Source organism: Mesopusillimonas faecipullorum, from assembly GCF_020539505.1.
Lineage (GTDB): Bacteria > Pseudomonadota > Gammaproteobacteria > Burkholderiales > Burkholderiaceae_B > Mesopusillimonas > Mesopusillimonas faecipullorum.
Window position 1 is genome coordinate 44,824 of record NZ_JACDXW010000007.1, and the last position, 18,011, is coordinate 62,834.

The window sequence follows — 18,011 nt, forward strand, 5'->3', positions numbered from 1 at the left end:
TTGCGCTGTGGTGATATTCCCTGCGCGGTGGTGATAGTGAGAAGTGCTGCGCGTTCTTAGAATTTGTCGCATCAGGCAGCACTATCCCAAACCACCTGGAGAGATCACCATGGCATTGCACTCGATGTTGTCGCACGACCGTTTTCTGCTGGGCACGTTTGCCAGCAACTGTGGTGGCGGCATGACGGTTTCCACCCTGCCGGAACGTTGGCAGGCCACCTGGGAAAACAACCTTAAGCTGGGCCGTTTGCTGGATGATGCCGGCATAGACTTCATGCTGCCCATTGCGCGCTGGATAGGTTACGGCGGCGAAACCGATTTTCATGGCTACGTGCTCGAAACCGTCACATGGGCCACTGCGCTGCTGGCCAACACCAAGCATATCAACGTCTTTGCCACTGTACACACTGTGGCCAACCACCCGGTGGTCATCGCCAAGCAAATTGCCACCATGGCGCAGATTAGCGGCAACCGTGTGGGTTTGAACATCGTGGCGGGCTGGAACAAGCCTGAATACGACGCACTGGGGCTGACATTGCCTGAAGACCATGAAACGCGCTATGGCTATGCGCAGGAGTGGTTCGATGTCGTGCGCAAGCTGTGGCAAACGCAGGGTCGCTTCGACTGGGATGGCACTTACTTCAAGCTTAAGGGGGTGCATGCGGACCCGCGTCCCGACATCCTGCCGCCTATTTTCAATGCAGCCGGTTCGGGTCAGGGGCGCGCCTTTGCCAGCCGCAATGCCAACTTCCTGTTTACCCCGGCTATCGACCTCGAGCGTTCACGCACAGAAGTGGCTGAACTCAAGGCTCTGGGCCAGGCCGAGGGGCGTAAAGTCGATGTGATGACGTTCTCACACGTGGTGTGCCGTCCTACCGAAGCCGAGGCCAAAGCCGAGTGGGAGCGAGTCCTGCAAAATGCCGACACCGGCGCCGTGGATAATCTGGTGAATCTGCAGTTTGCCCACGCACATTCCTTCCCGCACGACCTTTTGGCTTTGATCAAAGAGCGCATGACGGCGGGGCACGGCGGCTTTCCGCTGGTGGGAACCCCGGAGCAGGTGGCCGACGGTATTTGTGCTTTGCACGAAACGGGTTTCCGCGGCACCACGCTTTCTTTCCTGGATTACGCGAAAGAGTTTCCCTACTTCCGTGACACGGTGCTGCCTTTGCTGAGCGCACGGGGCATACGCTGATGAGTATCCAGGCAGAGGCAGAGTGTGGTGTGAGCGAGTCGGGGGACGAGGCTCAGCGCAGCGTGTCGCCGGCCTGTTTCAAGCAAGCCATGCGTCATCTGGCGGGTACCGTGTGTGTCATTACGGTGGCTGACGGCGACGAACGGGGCGGCTTGGCCGCCACGTCCGTGGTGTCAGTGGCTGCCGAGCCTGCTGAGATTCTGGTGGCGGTCAATCAGGCGTCTTCCAGTTGGCCCTTGCTGGCCCGCAGCCAACGTTTCGGCGTCAATTTGTTGTCTACGCAGCAGCAGGGTTTGGCCCATCAGTTCGCCGGCGTGGATGGCCGAAAGGGCGCAGAGCGTTATGCGGGCCACGATTGGGTGCAAAGTGCGGGTGGCGTTTGGCTGCTGCGGCAAGCGCCTGCTGCGCTGGCCTGCGAAGTGGCCGGCATCTGGGAACGGCATAGCCACGCTTTGCTCATTGGACGGGTTGTAGACGTGCACTTTGGTGAAGCGACTGGCGCTTCGCCCCTGCTTTACTGGCAAGCACACTACGGCAGCTTCAAGGCGGCGGGGTAAACCTAGGGATTATCTGAATTAATCGGATAGCCTTGGCATGTCATCATCAAGCAATGTCCACCCTACTTCAACACTACGCGCAACTGCAGTCGCAAGACCTGCGGTATGTTCGCGAGCATGTGTCCGAGGTACTGTGCCCTCATCGCCTCAGTCTTGCCGGTGGCGGCCAAAGCCTGGAAACCGCGCTGTTTTATCGGCAGGGCGATAGTCTGGGGTTTGGCCGGCTCAGCTACGGTGCTCAAGTCACCATAGAGCCCGAACCGTTCCAGAACTTCTATCTTTTGCAAGTGCCCATACGTGGCAAAGAAGAAATCCACTTGCATCAGGGCATGTATGCGTCGAATGCCCAGGCGGCTTCGCTGCTCAGCCCCAATCAAGTCTTCAGCATGAGCCATAGCGAAGAGGCCGATAAGCTTTTCGTGCGTATTGCCAGGCAAGGCTTGGAAGCCCACTATCGGCAGTATTTCGGCCAGACCCATCGGGGTGTGTTGGAGTTCTTCCCCATCATCCGTTTCGACGAACCCAAAGGCCAAACCTTGTGGCGCTTGTTGTGCTGGCAGTTCAACGAGGCATCCGAAGGCTTGATGCTGGATTCGCCCTCCATGCGTGCTTGCGTGGAAGAAACCTTGATGACCGCGCTTCTCGAGCTTTTAGCGCATAACCAACCGCTACGTGATGAACGTCGGCAAGCAGCGCCGGCAGCGATTCGGCGGGCCATTGAATACATGGAGGCCCACGTGACAGAGCCTCTTGTTGCCAGTGACATCGCCAAATATGCAGGGCTGAGTACGCGCAGTTTGTATGCGGGTTTTCGTGCGGGCCTTGGGCAAACGCCTATGGTTTATTTGAAGTCCCTGCGACTCAAGGGTGTCAGGCAGGCCTTGCTGGAAGCAGCGGGCGGCAGCGCCTCGGTTACCGACCTGGCCATGGCTTGGGGATTTGGTCACTTGGGCCAGTTCGCCGCCGACTATCGCGCTCAATTTGGCGAACTGCCCTCGCAAACCTTGCAGGGTGGCGCCAGGCGTTTACGTTCGGGCGCTACCCATAATTGACTTATTTTTGTTCGCGCAGTAGCTGGGCAGCTTCAAGGGCAAAGTAAGTCAGAATGCCGTCGCCGCCCGCACGTTTGAAAGCCAGCAAAGATTCCATCATGACTTTGTCGTGGTCTAGCCAGCCGTTGGCTGCGGCAGCCTTGAGCATGGCGTATTCACCACTGACTTGGTAGGCAAAAGTGGGCACGCCAAAAGCTTGTTTCACGTCGCGTAAAACGTCAAGGTAAGGCATGCCGGGCTTTACCATCACCATGTCTGCGCCTTCACGTATGTCGGCTGCGACTTCGCGCAGCGCCTCGTTGCGATTGGCTGGGTCCATTTGGTAGGTGGCTTTATTGGAGCGGCCTAGATTGGCAGCCGAACCGACCGCATCGCGGAAGGGGCCGTAAAAGGCACTGGCGTACTTGGCCGAGTAAGCCATGATGCGCGTATGGATGTGGCCGTTCGCTTCCAGGGCTTGGCGCACGGCTCCGATACGCCCGTCCATCATGTCGCTGGGCGCCACGATATCAACGCCGGCTTGCGCTTGCACCAGGGCTTGCTTCACGAGAATCTCGGTGGTGACGTCGTTGATGACGTAGCCGTCCTGATCTATGACGCCGTCCTGGCCGTGGCTGGTGTAGGGGTCAAGCGCTACGTCGGTGAGTATCCCCAGCTCTGGAAAGCGCTGCTTCAGCTGCGAAACCACGCGGGGGATCAAGCCATCGGGATTCGCTGCTTCTATGCCATCCGGTGTTTTGAGCGTACTGTCTATGGCGGGGAACAAGGCCAGGACGGGCACACCGAGCTCCAGGCATTGTTCGGCGACAGCCATCAGGGTGTCGGGCGAGTAGCGCACGATACCGGGCATGGACGAGATGGGCTGTTGCACACCCTGGCCTTCTGTGACGAAAGCGGGGTAGATGAAGTCGTCGGCGCTTAGCGTGTGCTCGCGGACCAGCCGACGGCTGAAGTCGTCGCGGCGGTTACGGCGAGGGCGTGAGGCGGGAAAGTCTGGGAGCGGCAGGAAGGACGTCATGGCACCACCTTGGGAGAAATCCAGTTTTCGATATGAGCCGTGGCCTCCTCGATACCAATACGATGGGTGGCAGAGAAAGGCACGGCAGTGAGGTCGCCTAGCGTAGCCAGCTCTTTGCGCACGGCTGCCACGGCTTTCATGCGCTGCCCGTAGGGCAATTTATCGGCCTTGGTCAGCAGCACCAGAACTGGCCTACCGCTGGGCGCAAGCCATTGGGACAAGCGGCGGTCTAGGTCGGTGACGCCGCGTCGAATGTCCATGACCAGCACGACGCCGGCCAGTGAGGGGCGGTCACGCAGATAGCCGCCGAGCACGATGTCCCATTCTTGTTGCATATTGCGATTGACCGCCGCGTAGCCGTAGCCTGGCAGGTCGACCAAATGACCCAACCATTCGCCCGGAGCCAGCGGGTCGGGCAGGCCAAACATATTGATCAGTCGCGTGCGGCCAGGTGTTTTGCTGGAAAACGCCAGGCGACGCTGGTTGGTAAGCACGTTGATGGCCGACGATTTGCCGGCGTTGGAACGGCCGGCGAAACACACTTCGGGTGGGCCGGGCGGGGGCAGCTGATCCAGGCGTGCGGCAGAGATCACAAAAGTGGCGCGATGCAGGAGGGACACGATGGTTCCACGGGAAAGAGGGCGACCCAGGCCATGCGCGGCTTTGGGTACAAAGATAGCCTCTATTGTAGGAGGAATGGCCCGATCCAGCCCGCAGTCTACCCAGACCGGCTTGTCCCAGGGTGGCTAAAGAAAAATATGCGGGACCTTATGTTGTGCTCTAGGCCCCCGCAGTATGATGTTCAAACGCCAAAGGCGCACACTACGCTGCAAGCGCCGTGCAAAGATTTCCGCTGTTCTTTCAGGGGGTGCATGATGTGTACAGAGCTAAATTGTCTCCACGAAGGGCGATTGGGCAGTGTTTCCCGACGTGATTGGTTGCGCCGTACCTTGGCTCTGGGGGCCAGTGCCGCAGCCGTCGGCCTGTTGGGGGCGGGTCGCAGCGCAGGGGCCGTGTCATTTTCGCGCGAGCAGCGCGATGCCATGACGCCGGACGACGTTATCACCATGCTGCGCGAGGGCAATCAGCGCTTTCGCAGCGGGGCCATACGCACGCAAGATTTTCTCGAGCAGAAACGCGCGTCGGCGTCGGGGCAATATCCGGCGGCGATGGTGCTAAGTTGCATCGATTCGCGTGCGCCGGCTGAAATCATCATGGACACCGGCATCGGCGATATATTCAATGCGCGTATTGCCGGTAACGTGGCGACGCCCGGTTTGCTGGGCAGCATGGAATTTGGCTGCGCGGTGGCAGGCGCCAAATTGTTGATGGTAATGGGCCACACGGCGTGCGGGGCCATCGCCGGATCCATCCAGGGCGTAGAGCTGGGGAACCTGACAGGCGTGCTGGAACGCATCCGACCTGCGGTTGAAGCGACACCTTTCCAGGGTGAACGCATCAGCACCGATCGAGCCTTCGTTAACGCCGTCGCTCATACCAATGTCTTGAACACCATAGAAGTCATACGACAGCAAAGCCCTATCTTGGCCGGTTTGGCTGATCAAGGCAAAATCAAGATTGTGGGTGCCATGTACAACCTGGAAGACGGGCAAGTGAATTTTTTGACTTAAGTGCGGCGTTAATACCCGGCGCGTACAGGTTTAGCTAGCGGTTAACCCTTAAACATGGGCTTAAGAGTTTGCAAGCCTTGCTCCATAGGTAGGTGCTACGGTAACCCTATTGTATAATTTGGGGTTTGAATCCGTGGCCTATGCTGCCACGCTGGCGCGCTTGCGGTATTCAGCATGCCGGCCTGGAGCAAGTTGCGGCTTTGCGCCGACGCCCAGTGCGTCCAAGATCGAACTGCGATCCATCGAGGTCTTCATGAAGCGTACGCTGTCAAGAATTCTAGTAACAAGCGGCATGCTGCTTGGCTGTTCCCTGTCATCGGCGGCCTTCGCGCAGCAAGTGGGCAAGCCTGACGCAGCCAAGGGAGAAGCGCTGTACAACAATGGCGATATGAACCGTGGGCTGGCTTCCTGTTCAAGCTGTCACGGCGTCGGCGGCAACAGTACCTTGCCGATTAACCCTAATCTGGCCGGCCAACCTTACGAATATCTCATAAAGCAGTTGCTCAGCTTTCGCCCCATCAATGCCGAGACGCCTGCCACGCGACGCGGCCCTGATGGCGCTGACACCGTGATGTCGCCTTTTGCCAAGATGCTCAGCGAAGAAGAGATCCACAACGTTGCTTATTATCTGTCGCTGCAGAAACTCGATTACGAAGTTGCAGCCACGGCTACCAACGAAGACACCATGGAACGCGGCCAGCAAATCTGGCGTGGTGGTTTGCCCGACCGTCATGTCCCTGCCTGTGCAGGTTGCCACGGCCCCAATGGCGTGGGTATTCCTGGTCAATTTCCGCGTATCTCCGGCCAATATCCCTCGTACATCGCCGATCAGCTTAAGTTGTTCCGCAGCGGCGACCGGGCAAACAGCCCTATGATGCATGACATCGGTGATCGGATGTCCGATTCCGACATTGCAGCCGTGGCCGATTACGCTGCAGGGTTGCGATAATCATTTGTACCCAGCCGTTCAACGCCCGATAAGTGGCGTGCGGCAGTTCGCTATCCGGGGGAGGCCACAAAGGTGGCATCCCCCTTTTTTTATGGCTTTAGAGTCCTGATGCAAACCCACTCCTCGCGTCTTCGTGCCGACTTCTTCGAGCTGCTGGGTTCGATGCGCTTTGCGATCAGCCTGCTGTTGTTCATTTGCGTGGCAAGCATAATCGGTACCGTGCTTGCGCAAAACCAGCTGGCCAGTACTTATGTGGATCAGTTCGGGCCCTTCTGGTTCGAGGTTTTCGACAAATTCAGCATCTGGCAGATCTATAACAGTTGGTGGTTTTTACTCATCATGGGTTTTCTCGTGGTGTCTACCAGCCTGTGCTTGCTGCGTAATGCCCCTCGCATGATTCGAGACATGGGCTCGTTTCGCGAAACGGTGCGCGAAGGCAGTCTTAAAGTGTTTCCGAATCGGGTCGAAGTCGTCTCGGCGCTCTCCGTGCCGGAGGTGTTGGCTCAGGCCAGGGGTTGGCTTGATGCGCACGGCTACCGCGCCAAGTTGCGCGAGGATGCCGACGGCGTCATGGTGGCGGCCAAAAAGGGCAGCGCTAACCGTCTAGGCTATATTTTTGCCCACGTTTCCATTGTGGTGATTTGCATAGGGGGCTTGCTGGACAGCGAGCTTCCGGTCAGGCTACAGGTGTGGCTGGGGGGCAAGCAGCCTGTTACCGAGAACATGCTGATTGCCGATGTGCCCGAATCCGGGCGCCTGCCGGCTGGTAATATCAGCTTTCGTGGCAACGTGTTCTTGCCCGATGGCAGCCAGACTCGCCACGGCGTGGTCTCGGTGGGTGAGGGCGTGCTGGTACAGCCTTTGCCGTTTTCCATCAAGCTAGAACGTTTCTATATCGATTACTACAGCACTGGCATGCCCAGCAGCTTCAAGAGCGATGTAGAGGTCACCGATCTACAAACCGGTGACACTTTCAAGCAAACCATAGAAGTGAATGAACCGTTGCGACATCGCGGCGTGACGGTGTATCAATCCAGTTTTGACGACGGGGGTAGCCGCCTGTGGCTTCAGGCGTGGCCGCTTACCGGGGATAGCGCCGTGCCACAGTCTCTGGAAGGGACAGTGGGACAAACCAGCGACTTGGTATTGAGCACAGACGGTCAGCCGCGCAAGATGGCGGTTGATCTGACGGGTCTGCGTGTCATCAACGTAGAGAATCTGGTGCCGGGTGCGGAACCGCAACCCCGTGCTGCTTGGGAACACGTGGCTGCCGTTACCGGCAGTGCTGCCGGGGCCAACAACGAATATCTGCGTAATGTGGGCCCCAGCGTTGAATACCGCATTCTTGACGAGGATGGCCAGGCTTATCAGTACCACCATTACATGTTGCCCATGGAACTCGATGGTCAAGACGTCTTTTTGGCGGGCGTGCGTACCTCGCCCGCGGAAAGCTATCGCTATGTACGCATTCCCGCCGATGCCAATCATTCTTTGACAGAGTTCATGCACTTGCGTGCGGCGCTGAATAACGAGGCCAAGCGCCAGGCTGCTGCCGAAGCCTTTGCACGGTATAACGCTACGCCGGCGCAGCGCGAGTCGCTGACCTTGGCCGCACGGGGCGCGCTAGAGTCCTTTGCTCGTGCGGGTTTCAATGAAATGCTTGAGCGCATCCCCGAGCAAGAGCGCGAGCGCGTATTGGGTCTTGCGGTGCCCATGGTGCAGATGTCTCTGTTCGAGTTGTACGATTTAGACAGACAGTCGCGCGGTCTGCCGGCGTTGGCACGAGAAGGCCAAGCCGGGGAGCAGGCAAATGATTGGGCACGCACGGCCTTGTTGGCGTTGACCAACCTGCCCGATTACCCCGCGCCGGTGTTTCTGCAGTTGCAAACGTTCGAGCAGGTGCAGGCCAGTGTGTTTCAGGTAACACGCACGCCCGGCAAGTTCGTGGTGTACTTGGGTTGCTTGTTTCTTATCATAGGCGTGTTTGCCATGTTCTATATTCGCGATCGCCGGGTATGGATATGGGTGCGGGCCGATGCTCAGGGCAGCCGTGTGTTGGCCGCCATGGCGACCCAGAAGCCCACACTGGATTTCACGCGCGAGTTTGAGCGGTTCCGCGAGGCGGTGACCCGCCTGTCGGCATAACGAGGGCCTAATAGGCAGGATGAAATGACGGATATCACCACGGACAAAGGCATGATGTGGCAGCCCGCCGAAAGCCTCAGCGGCGACAAGCGCGGCCACCGTGGCCGCCCCGACTTAAGCGACTGGGGCTTTTTGCTGGTGTTGCTGGCGGCGGCAGCTTACGGGCTCATGCAATATCCAGCTCAGATGGATGGTTACGAGAAGGCTATCTTGGTGGGCGCGGCGTTTGGCTTGGCCTGGATGGGCTGGCTATGGCGCCCTTTGCGCACGCTCTTTGTACTAAGCGGCCTAAGTGCCTTGTTGGCCATATGGCTATATGCCGACGGCGGCAGTTTGCTGCAAGGCGATCTGGCCCGCGCCGATCAGGTTTTCCTGCTGAAGTACTTGCTGTCATCGCAGTCTGCCATTTTGTGGATGTGCGCCTTGTTTACGCTGGCGACAGTCTGCTATTGGGTGGGGCTGTTCAGCCGTACCGCAGCCTGGATGGGAACAGGGCTGACTTGGGCGGGTGTTTACGCGGGCTGTACGGGCATGCTGGTGCGTTGGCGCGAAGGCCATTTGCTGGGGCCCGATATCGGCCATATCCCGGTCAGCAATCTTTATGAAGTCTTCGTGCTGTTTGCCTTGATCACGGCGCTCTTTTACTTGTATTACGAGCGTCGTTATGCCACGCGGGCCCTGGGCGGCTTTGTGCTGCTGGTGGTCACCTCAGCGGTCATTTTCTTGCTGTGGTACACCTTTACCCGCGATGCCTTCCAGATACAGCCCCTGGTGCCTGCCCTGAAAAGTTGGTGGATGAAGCTGCACGTGCCCGCCAACTTCATAGGCTACGGCACGTTTGCATTGGCCGCCATGGTGGGCTTTGCTTATCTGGTCAAAGAAAACGGCGAAACACGCTCTTTAGGCAAGTTGCTGCCTGTATTTGTTCTGGGCGCCATTTTGTGTGCCGAGCCCATGGTGTTCGGCTCGCGTGAGCTCTCATCCACCTGGATGCTGTACTTCGGTATCGGCGCCATCATTGTGGGGGGCATCCTGGCCTTGCGCCGCCCGATTGCGCGTCAACTGCCCTCGCTCGAAGTGCTGGACGACATCATGTACCGCGCCATTGCCGTGGGGTTTGCCTTCTTTACCGTGGCGACCGTATTGGGGGCGCTTTGGGCCGCTGATGCCTGGGGCGCGTACTGGCAGTGGGACCCTAAGGAAACCTGGGCGCTTATCGTGTGGCTGAACTACGCGGCGTGGCTGCACCTGCGCTTGATCAAGGGCCTGCGTGGTACGGCTGCGGCTTATTGGGCCTTGATAGGGCTGGTGATCACCAGCTTTGCTTTCCTGGGGGTAAACATGTTCCTCTCAGGGCTGCATTCCTACGGCGAGCTATAACAGGCGTCGAGCGCTGGGCCCAACGCCTGAAGCGCTCGATTAAGGTAGCGTCAACTCGCTGGAGAACAGGCTTTCCAGCGTTTCACGTGGGCGCACCAAATGAATGTCTGTGCCGTCTACCATGACTTCCGCAGGCCGTGGGCGGGTGTTGTACTGGCTGGACATGGTAAAGGCGTAAGCACCGGCCGACATAATCGCCAGTAAATCACCTTGGCGTAGCGCCAGTTGCCTATCGCGTGCCAGCCAGTCGCCACTTTCGCAAATAGGGCCTACGACGTCGTATTGGCGTACCGGCGTATCGCTGGCTGGTTTGACGACTTGTTCGACAGAGTGCCAGGCCTCGTACAATGTGGGGCGCAGCAAGTCGTTCATGGCGGCGTCGACCACGGCAAAGTTTTTGGCTTCGTTGTGCTTCAGGAATTCCACCGTAGTCAGCAACACCCCTGCGTTACCTACCAGTGAACGACCGGGTTCCAGCACAATTTGCAGCTTGCCATAACCACGTGCGTTCAGGCGCTCGAATACGGCGTCCAGCAGTTGCGTGGGGGTTAGCGGTGTTTCGTCCACGTAACGAATGCCAATGCCGCCGCCCAGATCCAGATGCTCGATGGTGATACCTAAATCTGCCAATTGGTCGATCAGGTTGATCAATTTTTCGAGGGCGTCCAGATAAGGCGAGACTTCCGTCAGCTGCGAACCGATGTGGCAGTCGACACCGACGATCTTCAAGCTGTTCAGTTGTTGCGCCCGTTGATAAACCTTGGGGGCCTCTTCGATGGCGATGCCGAATTTATTTTCTTTGAGGCCGGTGGAGATATACGGGTGCGTGTGAGCGTCAACGTCGGGGTTCACGCGCAGCGAAACACGTGCAATGGTGCCCATTTGTGCGGCAACTTCGGCTAAACGCTCGAGCTCGGCCTCGGATTCGACGTTAAAGCACTTGATGCCGGCTTGCAGGGCAGCCCGCATTTCCCATTCTTGCTTGCCTACGCCCGAAAACACGATTTTGGCGGGATCGGCGCCGATGGCCAAAGCGCGCGCCAGTTCGCCGCCGGAAACGATGTCAAAGCCCGAACCCAGGTTTTTGAACTCGTTGAGCACGGCCAGATTGGAGTTCGCCTTCATGCCAAAGCAGACCACCACGTCGCGGTCGCGCACGGCATCGGCGTAAGCTTGCCACGCATCGCGCAAGGCGCGGCGGGAATACACATACAAAGGCGTTCCGAAGCGCTCAGCCAGAGCGGTCAGGGGAACCTGCTCGGCATGCAAAACGTTGTCATGGAACTGGAATTGAGCGGCGACAGTCATGGAGTGCAACCTTGGGCAGCAGATAAGAAGAAAAAAGGGATGGGAAGCAGCTTAGTTGGCCGTGCCTGGGGCGGGGGCTTCAACAGGCATGCTGTTGGGGGGCATGACGGAAGCTTCGTCAGGCGGGGGCGGCGGCATGTGAAGTGGGCCTTTATAGCCACAAGCAGCCAATCCGGCAGTCAAGACAAAGCCCGCTACAATGCGGGACAAGCTGAAGGCATGTGCCGTGGGGCGCGATGCAAGCATGGTCGAGCAACTCCTAAGGATTCGAGTGATGAACGAGACGGAATTTTTAACCCGTAGCGAAGCGATTCTAGACAGTCTGGAACATCAGGCCGACGACTGGACTGCGCTGCACGATGTGGATATCGAGACAGAGCGCAGCGGTAATGTACTGACCATAGTCTTTAATAATACAGTATACATTATTGTCAATAGCCAAGCACCCATGAAAGAGATCTGGGTGGCTGCTCCCAGCGGTGGTTTCCACTATCGCCTAGAGGGTGATCGCTGGGAAGACACACGGGGGGGGCCTCATTTGGCTGAAGCCTTATCGCAGATTTTCTCGGAAGTTAGCGGGCAGCCTATTAAAGTCAGTATTTGAATAAAACAGCCGGGCTTTACGCCCGGCTGTTTTTAGAACTGTACACGATGGGTTTGTGCGGCGCCATCGCTTGGCACCGGCATGCTCAACTGATTGATCAGGTCGCCTATGCCGTCGCCGCCACCTTGTTGCGGATTGACTTGGCTACCATCGATATTGTCAGCGTTGAACAGTCGATCTCCGGCGACAGGCAAGCCCACACGCGCAATGGCTTTACCCGGCGGGAACTCGCTGAAATACAGATTGCTGCCTTCTTTTCTCAAACCGGAGGGAATTTCGGGCGGTGGGCTTTCGGGCACGCCTGCCAGCGCTGTTTGCATGTAGCGCATCCAGATAGGCAGCGAAGCGCCGCCACCGGTTTCGCGGGAACCCAGCGAACGAGGTTGGTCGAAGCCCATCCAGGCGATACCCACCAGTTGAGGCGTGTAGCCGGCGAACCAAGCATCACGGGAATCGTTGGTGGTGCCGGTTTTGCCCCCTACATCTTTGCGCTTGAGCGTGCCTGAGACCCGGGATGCCGTACCAATGGATGTGACGTCGCGCAGCATATCGTTCATGACATAGGCTGTGCGCGGGTCTATGGCGCGTGCTGCGGCATCGCCGGCCACTACCGGGCGGGATTGCATGATGACTTTGCCTTCGTTGTCGGTGACGCGGTCAATCAGGTAGGGCAAGACGCGGTAGCCGCCATTGGCGAACACGGCATAGCCACCTGCCAACTGCAATGGCGTGACGTCGCCTGAGCCCAAAGCCAGCGGCAGAACGGGCGGATTACGAGCAGGGTCAAAGCCAAAGCGCGTGATGTAGTCTTGCACCTGAGGTGGGCCGACAGCCTGCATGATGCGTATGGACACCATGTTCTTGGACTTATACAGCCCTTGGCGCAGCGTCAACATGGCCTCGTAATTATTGCCGTAGTTCTTTGGGTTCCACGGCTTGGAACCGGTTTGCTGCGCTGTCAGCATGAAGGGCTCATCCGAGACCTGGGTGCCGGGTGTCATGCCGCGTTCGAGCGCGGAGGCGTAAATGAAGGGCTTGAACGCCGAACCCGGTTGACGCCACGCTTGCGTCACGCGGTTGAATTGCTCTTGGAAGTCGAAACCGCCCACCATGGACAAAATGGCGCCGTCTTGGGGGCGCAGCGATACAAACGCCGCTTGTACGCTGGGGCGGTTGATGACCTCCCAGTGGTCGCCGTTCTGGTTAAGGTAGACCACTGCGCCGCGCTCGATCTTATGGGGCGCCTTGGCGTTCTTGCCCAGGCCACGCGCCACAATCTTGAGCGCATCTTTGTTTGTGACCTCGATGATTTCGTCTGCACTGCGCGCTACGACGATTTTCTCGGGGCTGGCAGACAAGACCACGCCCATCAACAGATTGTTGCGGTCGGGGTACTTCTCCTGAAGACCGTCGATGAGCGTATCAAACTGTATGGCATCGGCTTCGATACCTTCCGGCAGAGAAATGTTGTCTTCGGGACCGGGGTAAACGGCACGGCGAGTGTAGTCGAGGATGCCTTCGCGAACCGCGCTGTGAGCGGCTTCTTGGTCTTTGGAATGAATAGTGGTGTAGATGTTGAAGCCGCGCGAATAGACGTTGTCTTGGTAGACGTTGTACAACAACTGGCGTGCTAGTTCGGCTACATATTCGCCATGCACGGAATAGCCGCCGGCTGGCGTACCTGGGGCTGATTTCAGCACGATGGGCTGATTCATGGCCTCTTGGTATTCTTGCTCGTTAAGGTAGCCCAGCGTACGCATGCGGCCCAACACGTAAGCCTGGCGTGTTTTGGCACGAGGCATGTTGGCGATAGGGTTGAAGCGCGACGGCGCTTTGGGAATGCCGGCCAGCATGGCGGCTTCGGCCGTGGTGATTTCGGAAAGCGGCTTGCCGAAATAGGTGCGCGCCGCAGCGGCAAAACCGTAAGCCCTATGCCCCAGGTAGATCTGGTTCATGTACAGATCCAGAATCTGATCCTTGGTAAGGGTGGCCTCTATCTTGAAAGTCAGCAGCAGTTCGTAGAACTTGCGCATATAGGTTTTTTCAGACGACAGATAAAAATTGCGCGCTACCTGCATGGTGATGGTACTGGCGCCCTGCGTCTTGGACATGGCGGTGAGGTTGGCCAGCGTGGCACGCGCCACCCCTGCCCAATCTATGCCGCCATGCTGATAAAAACGGTCGTCTTCGGCTGATAAAATGGCCGACTTCATGACATCTGGAATTTCGTCAAAGCGCAGCACGTTGCGGCGCTCTTCGCCAAATTCGCCGATAAGCACGTTGTCGGCCGTATACACGCGCAGCGGCACGCGTGGCCGGTAGTCGATCATGGCAGACAGGTCGGGAAGATTGGGCCATGCCAGCGCAAGCGCCAGCGCGCCCAGCAAGGCCCCGCACAGACCCAGGCCGGCAAAGAAGACCGCCGACTTAACGACGAAACGGCCCAGCCAAGAACCGCGGGGCGTAGACTGGTCGGAAGGTTTGGAAGAGCTCATTGGAAGGATTGTAGATTCTGATGGGCGGACGCGGCAGCGCGACGGGGTGTCAGGTGTAACAAATCAATGCCGTCTTGTTGGGTCGATACCGCCACTGCAAGTGGGATAATACACAAATGAGTGAACCTTTACGCATACAGGATGAAGGCACAGGGGGCCTGAAAACGCTACCTGAGGCCGTTGCGACCCCCGCTGACCCAAACTACGAGCCATTGCCCAAGGGTTCTGGCGATCGCCCCATATTCTTGGTGGGAATGATGGGTGCCGGGAAAACAACAATAGGGCGCAGCTTGGCCAAAGAGCTAGGCCGGGGCTTCATAGACCTTGACCAAGCGCTGGAAGCACGCTGCGGCGTGCCTGTTACTGTGATCTTCGACATCGAAGGCGAGGCAGGGTTCCGCAAACGTGAAACGCAGTTGCTGGAAGAGCTCTCCCGTCAGCCCAGAATCGTGCTGGCCACGGGTGGCGGTGCCGTATTGGTAGATGAAAATCGCGCTTACTTAAAAGAGCGTGGCACTGTGGTTTATTTGCGCGCCGAGGCCGACGAACTCTATCGCCGCCTGGCGCGCGACAGGCAACGCCCTTTGTTGCAAACAGCCGACCCGCGCGCGCGGCTGGCCGAGTTGCTGGCCCTGCGCACCCCTTTATACGAAGAAGTCGCGCATCTGGCCTTTGATACCGGTACATTACCGGTGCTGCAAGCGGTTACCCGGTTGGCCGCCCAATTGAAAGCCTACGAGGAAAAAACATGAAAACGGTTCAAGTCGAGACGCCGGGCGGGAGTTATCCCATTCACATCGCCCCGGGCCAGTTGTCGACCATCGCGCAAAGTGTGCCGGCTGATGCAACGGCCATCGCCTTGATTACCAACCCTACCATCGCTACGCACTATGGCAGCCAAGTGCACGATGCTTTGGCCACTACGGGCAAGCCGGTGCTGCGCATCGAGCTGCCAGACGGCGAGGCCTACAAAGACTGGCAAACGCTTAACCTGATTTTCGACGCACTGCTGGCCTACCCCTGCGATCGCAAGGTGGTGTTGGTCGCCCTGGGCGGCGGCGTCATTGGCGACATGGTGGGGTTTGCGGCGGCCTGCTATATGCGCGGTGTGCGGTTCATTCAGGTTCCCACGACTTTGCTGGCCCAAGTGGACTCTTCCGTAGGGGGCAAAACCGCTATCAACCATCCGCTGGGCAAGAACATGGTGGGGGCGTTTTATCAGCCCGTCGCTGTGCAGATCGATACCGATGTGTTGCGCACGCTTCCCGCACGTGAAATCAGTGCCGGTTTGGCCGAAGTCATTAAATACGGTCTTATCATCGATGCGGAATTCTTTGCCTGGTGCGAAGAGAACGCCGCTGCACTGCGCGCGCTTGAGCCCCAAGCCATCAGCCATGCCATTCAACGCTCATGCGAACTCAAAGCGCATGTCGTAGGCCAAGACGAACGGGAATCGGGCTTGCGAGCCATCTTGAATTTCGGCCATACCTTTGGCCACGCGATCGAAGCCGGGCTGGGCTATGGCGAATGGCTACACGGCGAGGCGGTCGGGTGTGGCATGGTGTTGGCCGCCGAACTTTCCGCACGCATCCATGGCTTGCCTGCCTCTGATGTCGCACGGGTGCGTGCACTGGTCGAGGCCATAGGCTGTCCGGCTGTGCCGCCTTCTATGGACGTCGAGCGCTGGTTGTCGTTAATGCGGGTAGATAAAAAAACCGAAGGCGGGCAATTGCGATTCGTGTTGGTGCCTAGGGTGGGCGAGGCCGTGTGCCAAAACGTGCCCGACGACGAGGTGCGTGCTGTGCTGCAAGCCGTTGCAGCGGTCGACGTGGCCTGAAGGCGCGGCTGTGCTGGCGCCCTATGCTTGCGATCCCGCCCACACCCGCGGGCGTCCGCATCCCGAGGCGGCGCCCGAAGGGCGCACACACTTTCAGCGCGACCGAGACCGCATTGTTCATTGCAATGCCTTTCGTCTACTGGAATACAAAACGCAGGTTTTCATCAACCACGAAGGCGATCTTTTCCGTACCCGGTTAACGCACAGCATAGAGGTCGCCCAGATTGCCCGTACGCTGGCGCGCAACCTGCAGCTCAACGAAGACCTGATAGAAGCCATTTCCCTGGCGCACGACCTGGGTCATACCCCCTTCGGTCATGCCGGTCAGGACGAGCTGAACGCCTGCATGCGCGAGCGCGCACCCGAGGCGGGGGGCTTCGAGCACAATCTGCAAAGCTTGCGTGTGGTTGATACCCTGGAGGCAAGATATGCCTCTTTTGATGGCTTGAATCTGTGTTTCGAGACCCGCGAAGGCATACTTAAACATTGTTCCGCCCGCAACGCGCGCCAGTTGGGCGATGTAGGCGAGCGCTTTCTGAGGGGTTCACAACCCTCATTGGAAGCGCAGGTGGCCAATTTGGCCGACGAAATCGCCTACAACAACCACGATATAGACGATGGTTTACGCTCGGGGCTGATAAGCGTAGAACAGCTGCAAATGCTGGAGATCTTCGCCACCCACTATGCCGCCGTCATGCGTCGGTATCCCAACCTACCCCAAAGACGTGCGATTGCCGAAACCATCAGGGCAATGATCAACACCCTGGTGCAAGACCTCACCCGCACCACCTTGGTGAATATTCAGCGTTACCGTCCCGATAGCGCTGATGCCGTCAGGCAGATGCCTGTGCTGGCTGCGTTTTCCGTCTCTATCCGTGCCCAGGCAGATGCGCTTAAGCGCTTTCTCATGGCCAACCTCTACCGTCATACACGTGTGATGCGCATGACGACCAAGGCACGCCGTATTGTGCGCGAGCTCTTCAACGCCTTCATGGACGATCCCAGGCTATTGCCCAACGATTACCGGCGAGACGGTGAGCTTGAGCAAGCTCGCGCTATTGCAGACTACATCGCCGGCATGACCGACCGATTCGCCATACGCGAACACCGCGAACTGTTTCGGATGGATTAAGCCTGCTGTGCGGCCTGCTCCAACTGCTGTTTCAGTTCCGGCGCCAAGTTCAGTTGGCGTGCCAGCTCATCCAAATAGGCGCGCTCCATGAAGCTGTCGGCGTCGGTCACTAGCACGCTGGCCAGATAGATTTCAGCCCCTTGCTCGGGGGTGGCTGCCAGTTTTGCGATGGCAGCAGGGTCGGCAGGGCTGGCCAATTGCTGGGTGACCCATTGTTGATCTTGCGCCGAACCCTGCAATTTTTGGAATTCCACGTCTAGCAATTGCTGTTCTTCGGGGCCGATATGGCCGTCAGACTTGGCGGCGGCGATCATCGCGGCCAGCACATTGCGACTATGCTGCTCGATCTCGGGGGCGGGCAGTTGAGCAAAGGCCTGGGGCGTAACAGGCGCGGCGGCTTGCCCTTGTGCTGTTTGCGGTTGTTGCTTGTTCTGCGAGTTTTGATAAACCCGATAAGCCAAGGCGCCCAAAGCGGCGATGCCGCCGTAGGTGGCGACTTTACCCCCTATCTTGCGGAATTTCTTGTTGCCCATCAGCATGCCCAAGGCACCGCCGGCCAGCGCGCCGCCGGTAAAGCTCCCAAGCTTAGAACCCTTTGGTGGTGTGTCGGCAGGTTGGGCGGCATTATTGAGCATGCCTTGACCTGACTGAAGCAGCTGCTGCAGCATGGCTTGAATAGACATTTTTTATTCCTCGGTTAGATGAGCG

At 58.3% G+C, this 18,011-nt stretch carries 17 protein-coding genes; 11 read left to right on the forward strand and 6 right to left on the reverse strand.

Features of this window, described 5'->3' with window-relative positions:
• Positions 1-109 precede the first annotated feature (109 nt).
• From H0484_RS13055 to H0484_RS13065, 3 genes are read left to right on the forward strand one after another with little or no spacing between them, the layout of a single operon-like run.
• Positions 110-1,195, forward strand: coding sequence for an LLM class flavin-dependent oxidoreductase (locus tag H0484_RS13055; RefSeq protein ID WP_226955080.1), 1,086 nt, complete (start codon positions 110-112; stop codon positions 1,193-1,195).
• A complete protein-coding gene (locus H0484_RS13060) occupies positions 1,195-1,752 on the forward strand; it encodes a flavin reductase family protein (RefSeq protein ID WP_226955081.1) in 558 nt (185 codons plus the stop codon). Before H0484_RS13055 ends, H0484_RS13060 begins: the two co-directional genes overlap by 1 nt.
• A gap of 53 nt (positions 1,753-1,805) precedes the next feature.
• A complete protein-coding gene (locus tag H0484_RS13065) occupies positions 1,806-2,804 on the forward strand; it encodes an AraC family transcriptional regulator (protein WP_226955082.1) in 999 nt (332 codons plus the stop codon).
• A 1-nt stretch (position 2,805) separates the two neighbouring features.
• Here H0484_RS13065 and hemB read toward each other — a convergent pair whose 3' ends face one another.
• Positions 2,806-3,822: a porphobilinogen synthase gene (gene hemB / locus H0484_RS13070; RefSeq protein WP_226955083.1), complete on the reverse strand. Its 1,017-nt coding sequence runs from the start codon at positions 3,820-3,822 to the stop codon at positions 2,806-2,808.
• A complete protein-coding gene (gene yihA / locus H0484_RS13075; RefSeq protein WP_226955084.1) occupies positions 3,819-4,442 on the reverse strand; it encodes a ribosome biogenesis GTP-binding protein YihA/YsxC in 624 nt (207 codons plus the stop codon). Before yihA ends, hemB begins: the two co-directional genes overlap by 4 nt.
• 291 nt (positions 4,443-4,733) lie before the next feature.
• Here yihA and H0484_RS13080 point away from each other — a divergent pair, with 291 nt between their 5' ends.
• The 4 genes from H0484_RS13080 to ccsB all read left to right on the forward strand — a co-directional run bounded on the left by H0484_RS13080 (position 4,734) and on the right by ccsB (position 9,927).
• On the forward strand, positions 4,734-5,453 hold the full coding sequence (locus H0484_RS13080) for a carbonic anhydrase family protein (RefSeq protein WP_226955085.1): 720 nt from the start codon (positions 4,734-4,736) through the stop codon (positions 5,451-5,453).
• Between the two features lie 253 nt (positions 5,454-5,706).
• Positions 5,707-6,402, forward strand: a complete 696-nt coding sequence (locus H0484_RS13085; RefSeq protein WP_226955086.1) for a c-type cytochrome — start codon at positions 5,707-5,709, stop codon at positions 6,400-6,402.
• 108 nt (positions 6,403-6,510) lie between these two features.
• On the forward strand, positions 6,511-8,547 hold the full coding sequence (locus H0484_RS13090; protein WP_226955087.1) for a cytochrome c biogenesis protein ResB: 2,037 nt from the start codon (positions 6,511-6,513) through the stop codon (positions 8,545-8,547).
• Positions 8,548-8,571: 24 nt separating this feature from the next.
• On the forward strand, positions 8,572-9,927 hold the full coding sequence (gene ccsB / locus H0484_RS13095; protein ID WP_226955088.1) for a c-type cytochrome biogenesis protein CcsB: 1,356 nt from the start codon (positions 8,572-8,574) through the stop codon (positions 9,925-9,927).
• Between the two features lie 39 nt (positions 9,928-9,966).
• Here the strand turns inward: ccsB and lysA are convergent, their stop codons facing one another.
• The gene (lysA, locus tag H0484_RS13100) at positions 9,967-11,235 is read right to left on the reverse strand and encodes a diaminopimelate decarboxylase (protein WP_226955089.1); all 1,269 of its coding nucleotides are present in this window, start codon (positions 11,233-11,235) and stop codon (positions 9,967-9,969) included.
• 51 nt (positions 11,236-11,286) lie between these two features.
• Complete coding sequence (lptM, locus tag H0484_RS13105; RefSeq protein ID WP_226955090.1) at positions 11,287-11,481, reverse strand: LPS translocon maturation chaperone LptM; 195 nt, start codon at positions 11,479-11,481, stop codon at positions 11,287-11,289.
• 28 nt (positions 11,482-11,509) lie between these two features.
• Between lptM and cyaY the strand changes: the two genes are divergently transcribed.
• Positions 11,510-11,839: an iron donor protein CyaY gene (gene cyaY, locus H0484_RS13110; RefSeq protein WP_226955091.1), complete on the forward strand. Its 330-nt coding sequence runs from the start codon at positions 11,510-11,512 to the stop codon at positions 11,837-11,839.
• A 32-nt stretch (positions 11,840-11,871) separates the two neighbouring features.
• On the opposite strand, the gene H0484_RS13115 is transcribed toward cyaY, so the two are convergent.
• Positions 11,872-14,334 carry a penicillin-binding protein 1A gene (locus H0484_RS13115; RefSeq protein WP_226955092.1) on the reverse strand — a complete coding sequence of 821 codons (2,463 nt, stop codon included), beginning with the start codon at positions 14,332-14,334 and terminating at the stop codon, positions 11,872-11,874.
• Between the two features lie 116 nt (positions 14,335-14,450).
• Between H0484_RS13115 and H0484_RS13120 the strand changes: the two genes are divergently transcribed.
• Genes H0484_RS13120 through H0484_RS13130 form a run of 3 tightly spaced genes read left to right on the forward strand, consistent with a single transcriptional unit; the run spans position 14,451 to position 17,303 of the window.
• Positions 14,451-15,086 (forward strand): shikimate kinase, encoded by a 636-nt coding sequence (locus H0484_RS13120; RefSeq protein WP_255645185.1) that lies wholly within the window; start codon positions 14,451-14,453, stop codon positions 15,084-15,086.
• Complete coding sequence (gene aroB / locus H0484_RS13125) at positions 15,083-16,171, forward strand: 3-dehydroquinate synthase (protein WP_226955093.1); 1,089 nt, start codon at positions 15,083-15,085, stop codon at positions 16,169-16,171. Before H0484_RS13120 ends, aroB begins: the two co-directional genes overlap by 4 nt.
• A 10-nt stretch (positions 16,172-16,181) precedes the next feature.
• Positions 16,182-17,303, forward strand: coding sequence for a deoxyguanosinetriphosphate triphosphohydrolase (locus tag H0484_RS13130; protein ID WP_315859977.1), 1,122 nt, complete (start codon positions 16,182-16,184; stop codon positions 17,301-17,303).
• Here H0484_RS13130 and H0484_RS13135 read toward each other — a convergent pair.
• A complete protein-coding gene (locus H0484_RS13135; protein ID WP_226955095.1) occupies positions 17,300-17,986 on the reverse strand; it encodes a tellurite resistance TerB family protein in 687 nt (228 codons plus the stop codon). The genes H0484_RS13130 and H0484_RS13135 overlap by 4 nt on opposite strands.
• Positions 17,987-18,011 lie beyond the last annotated feature (25 nt).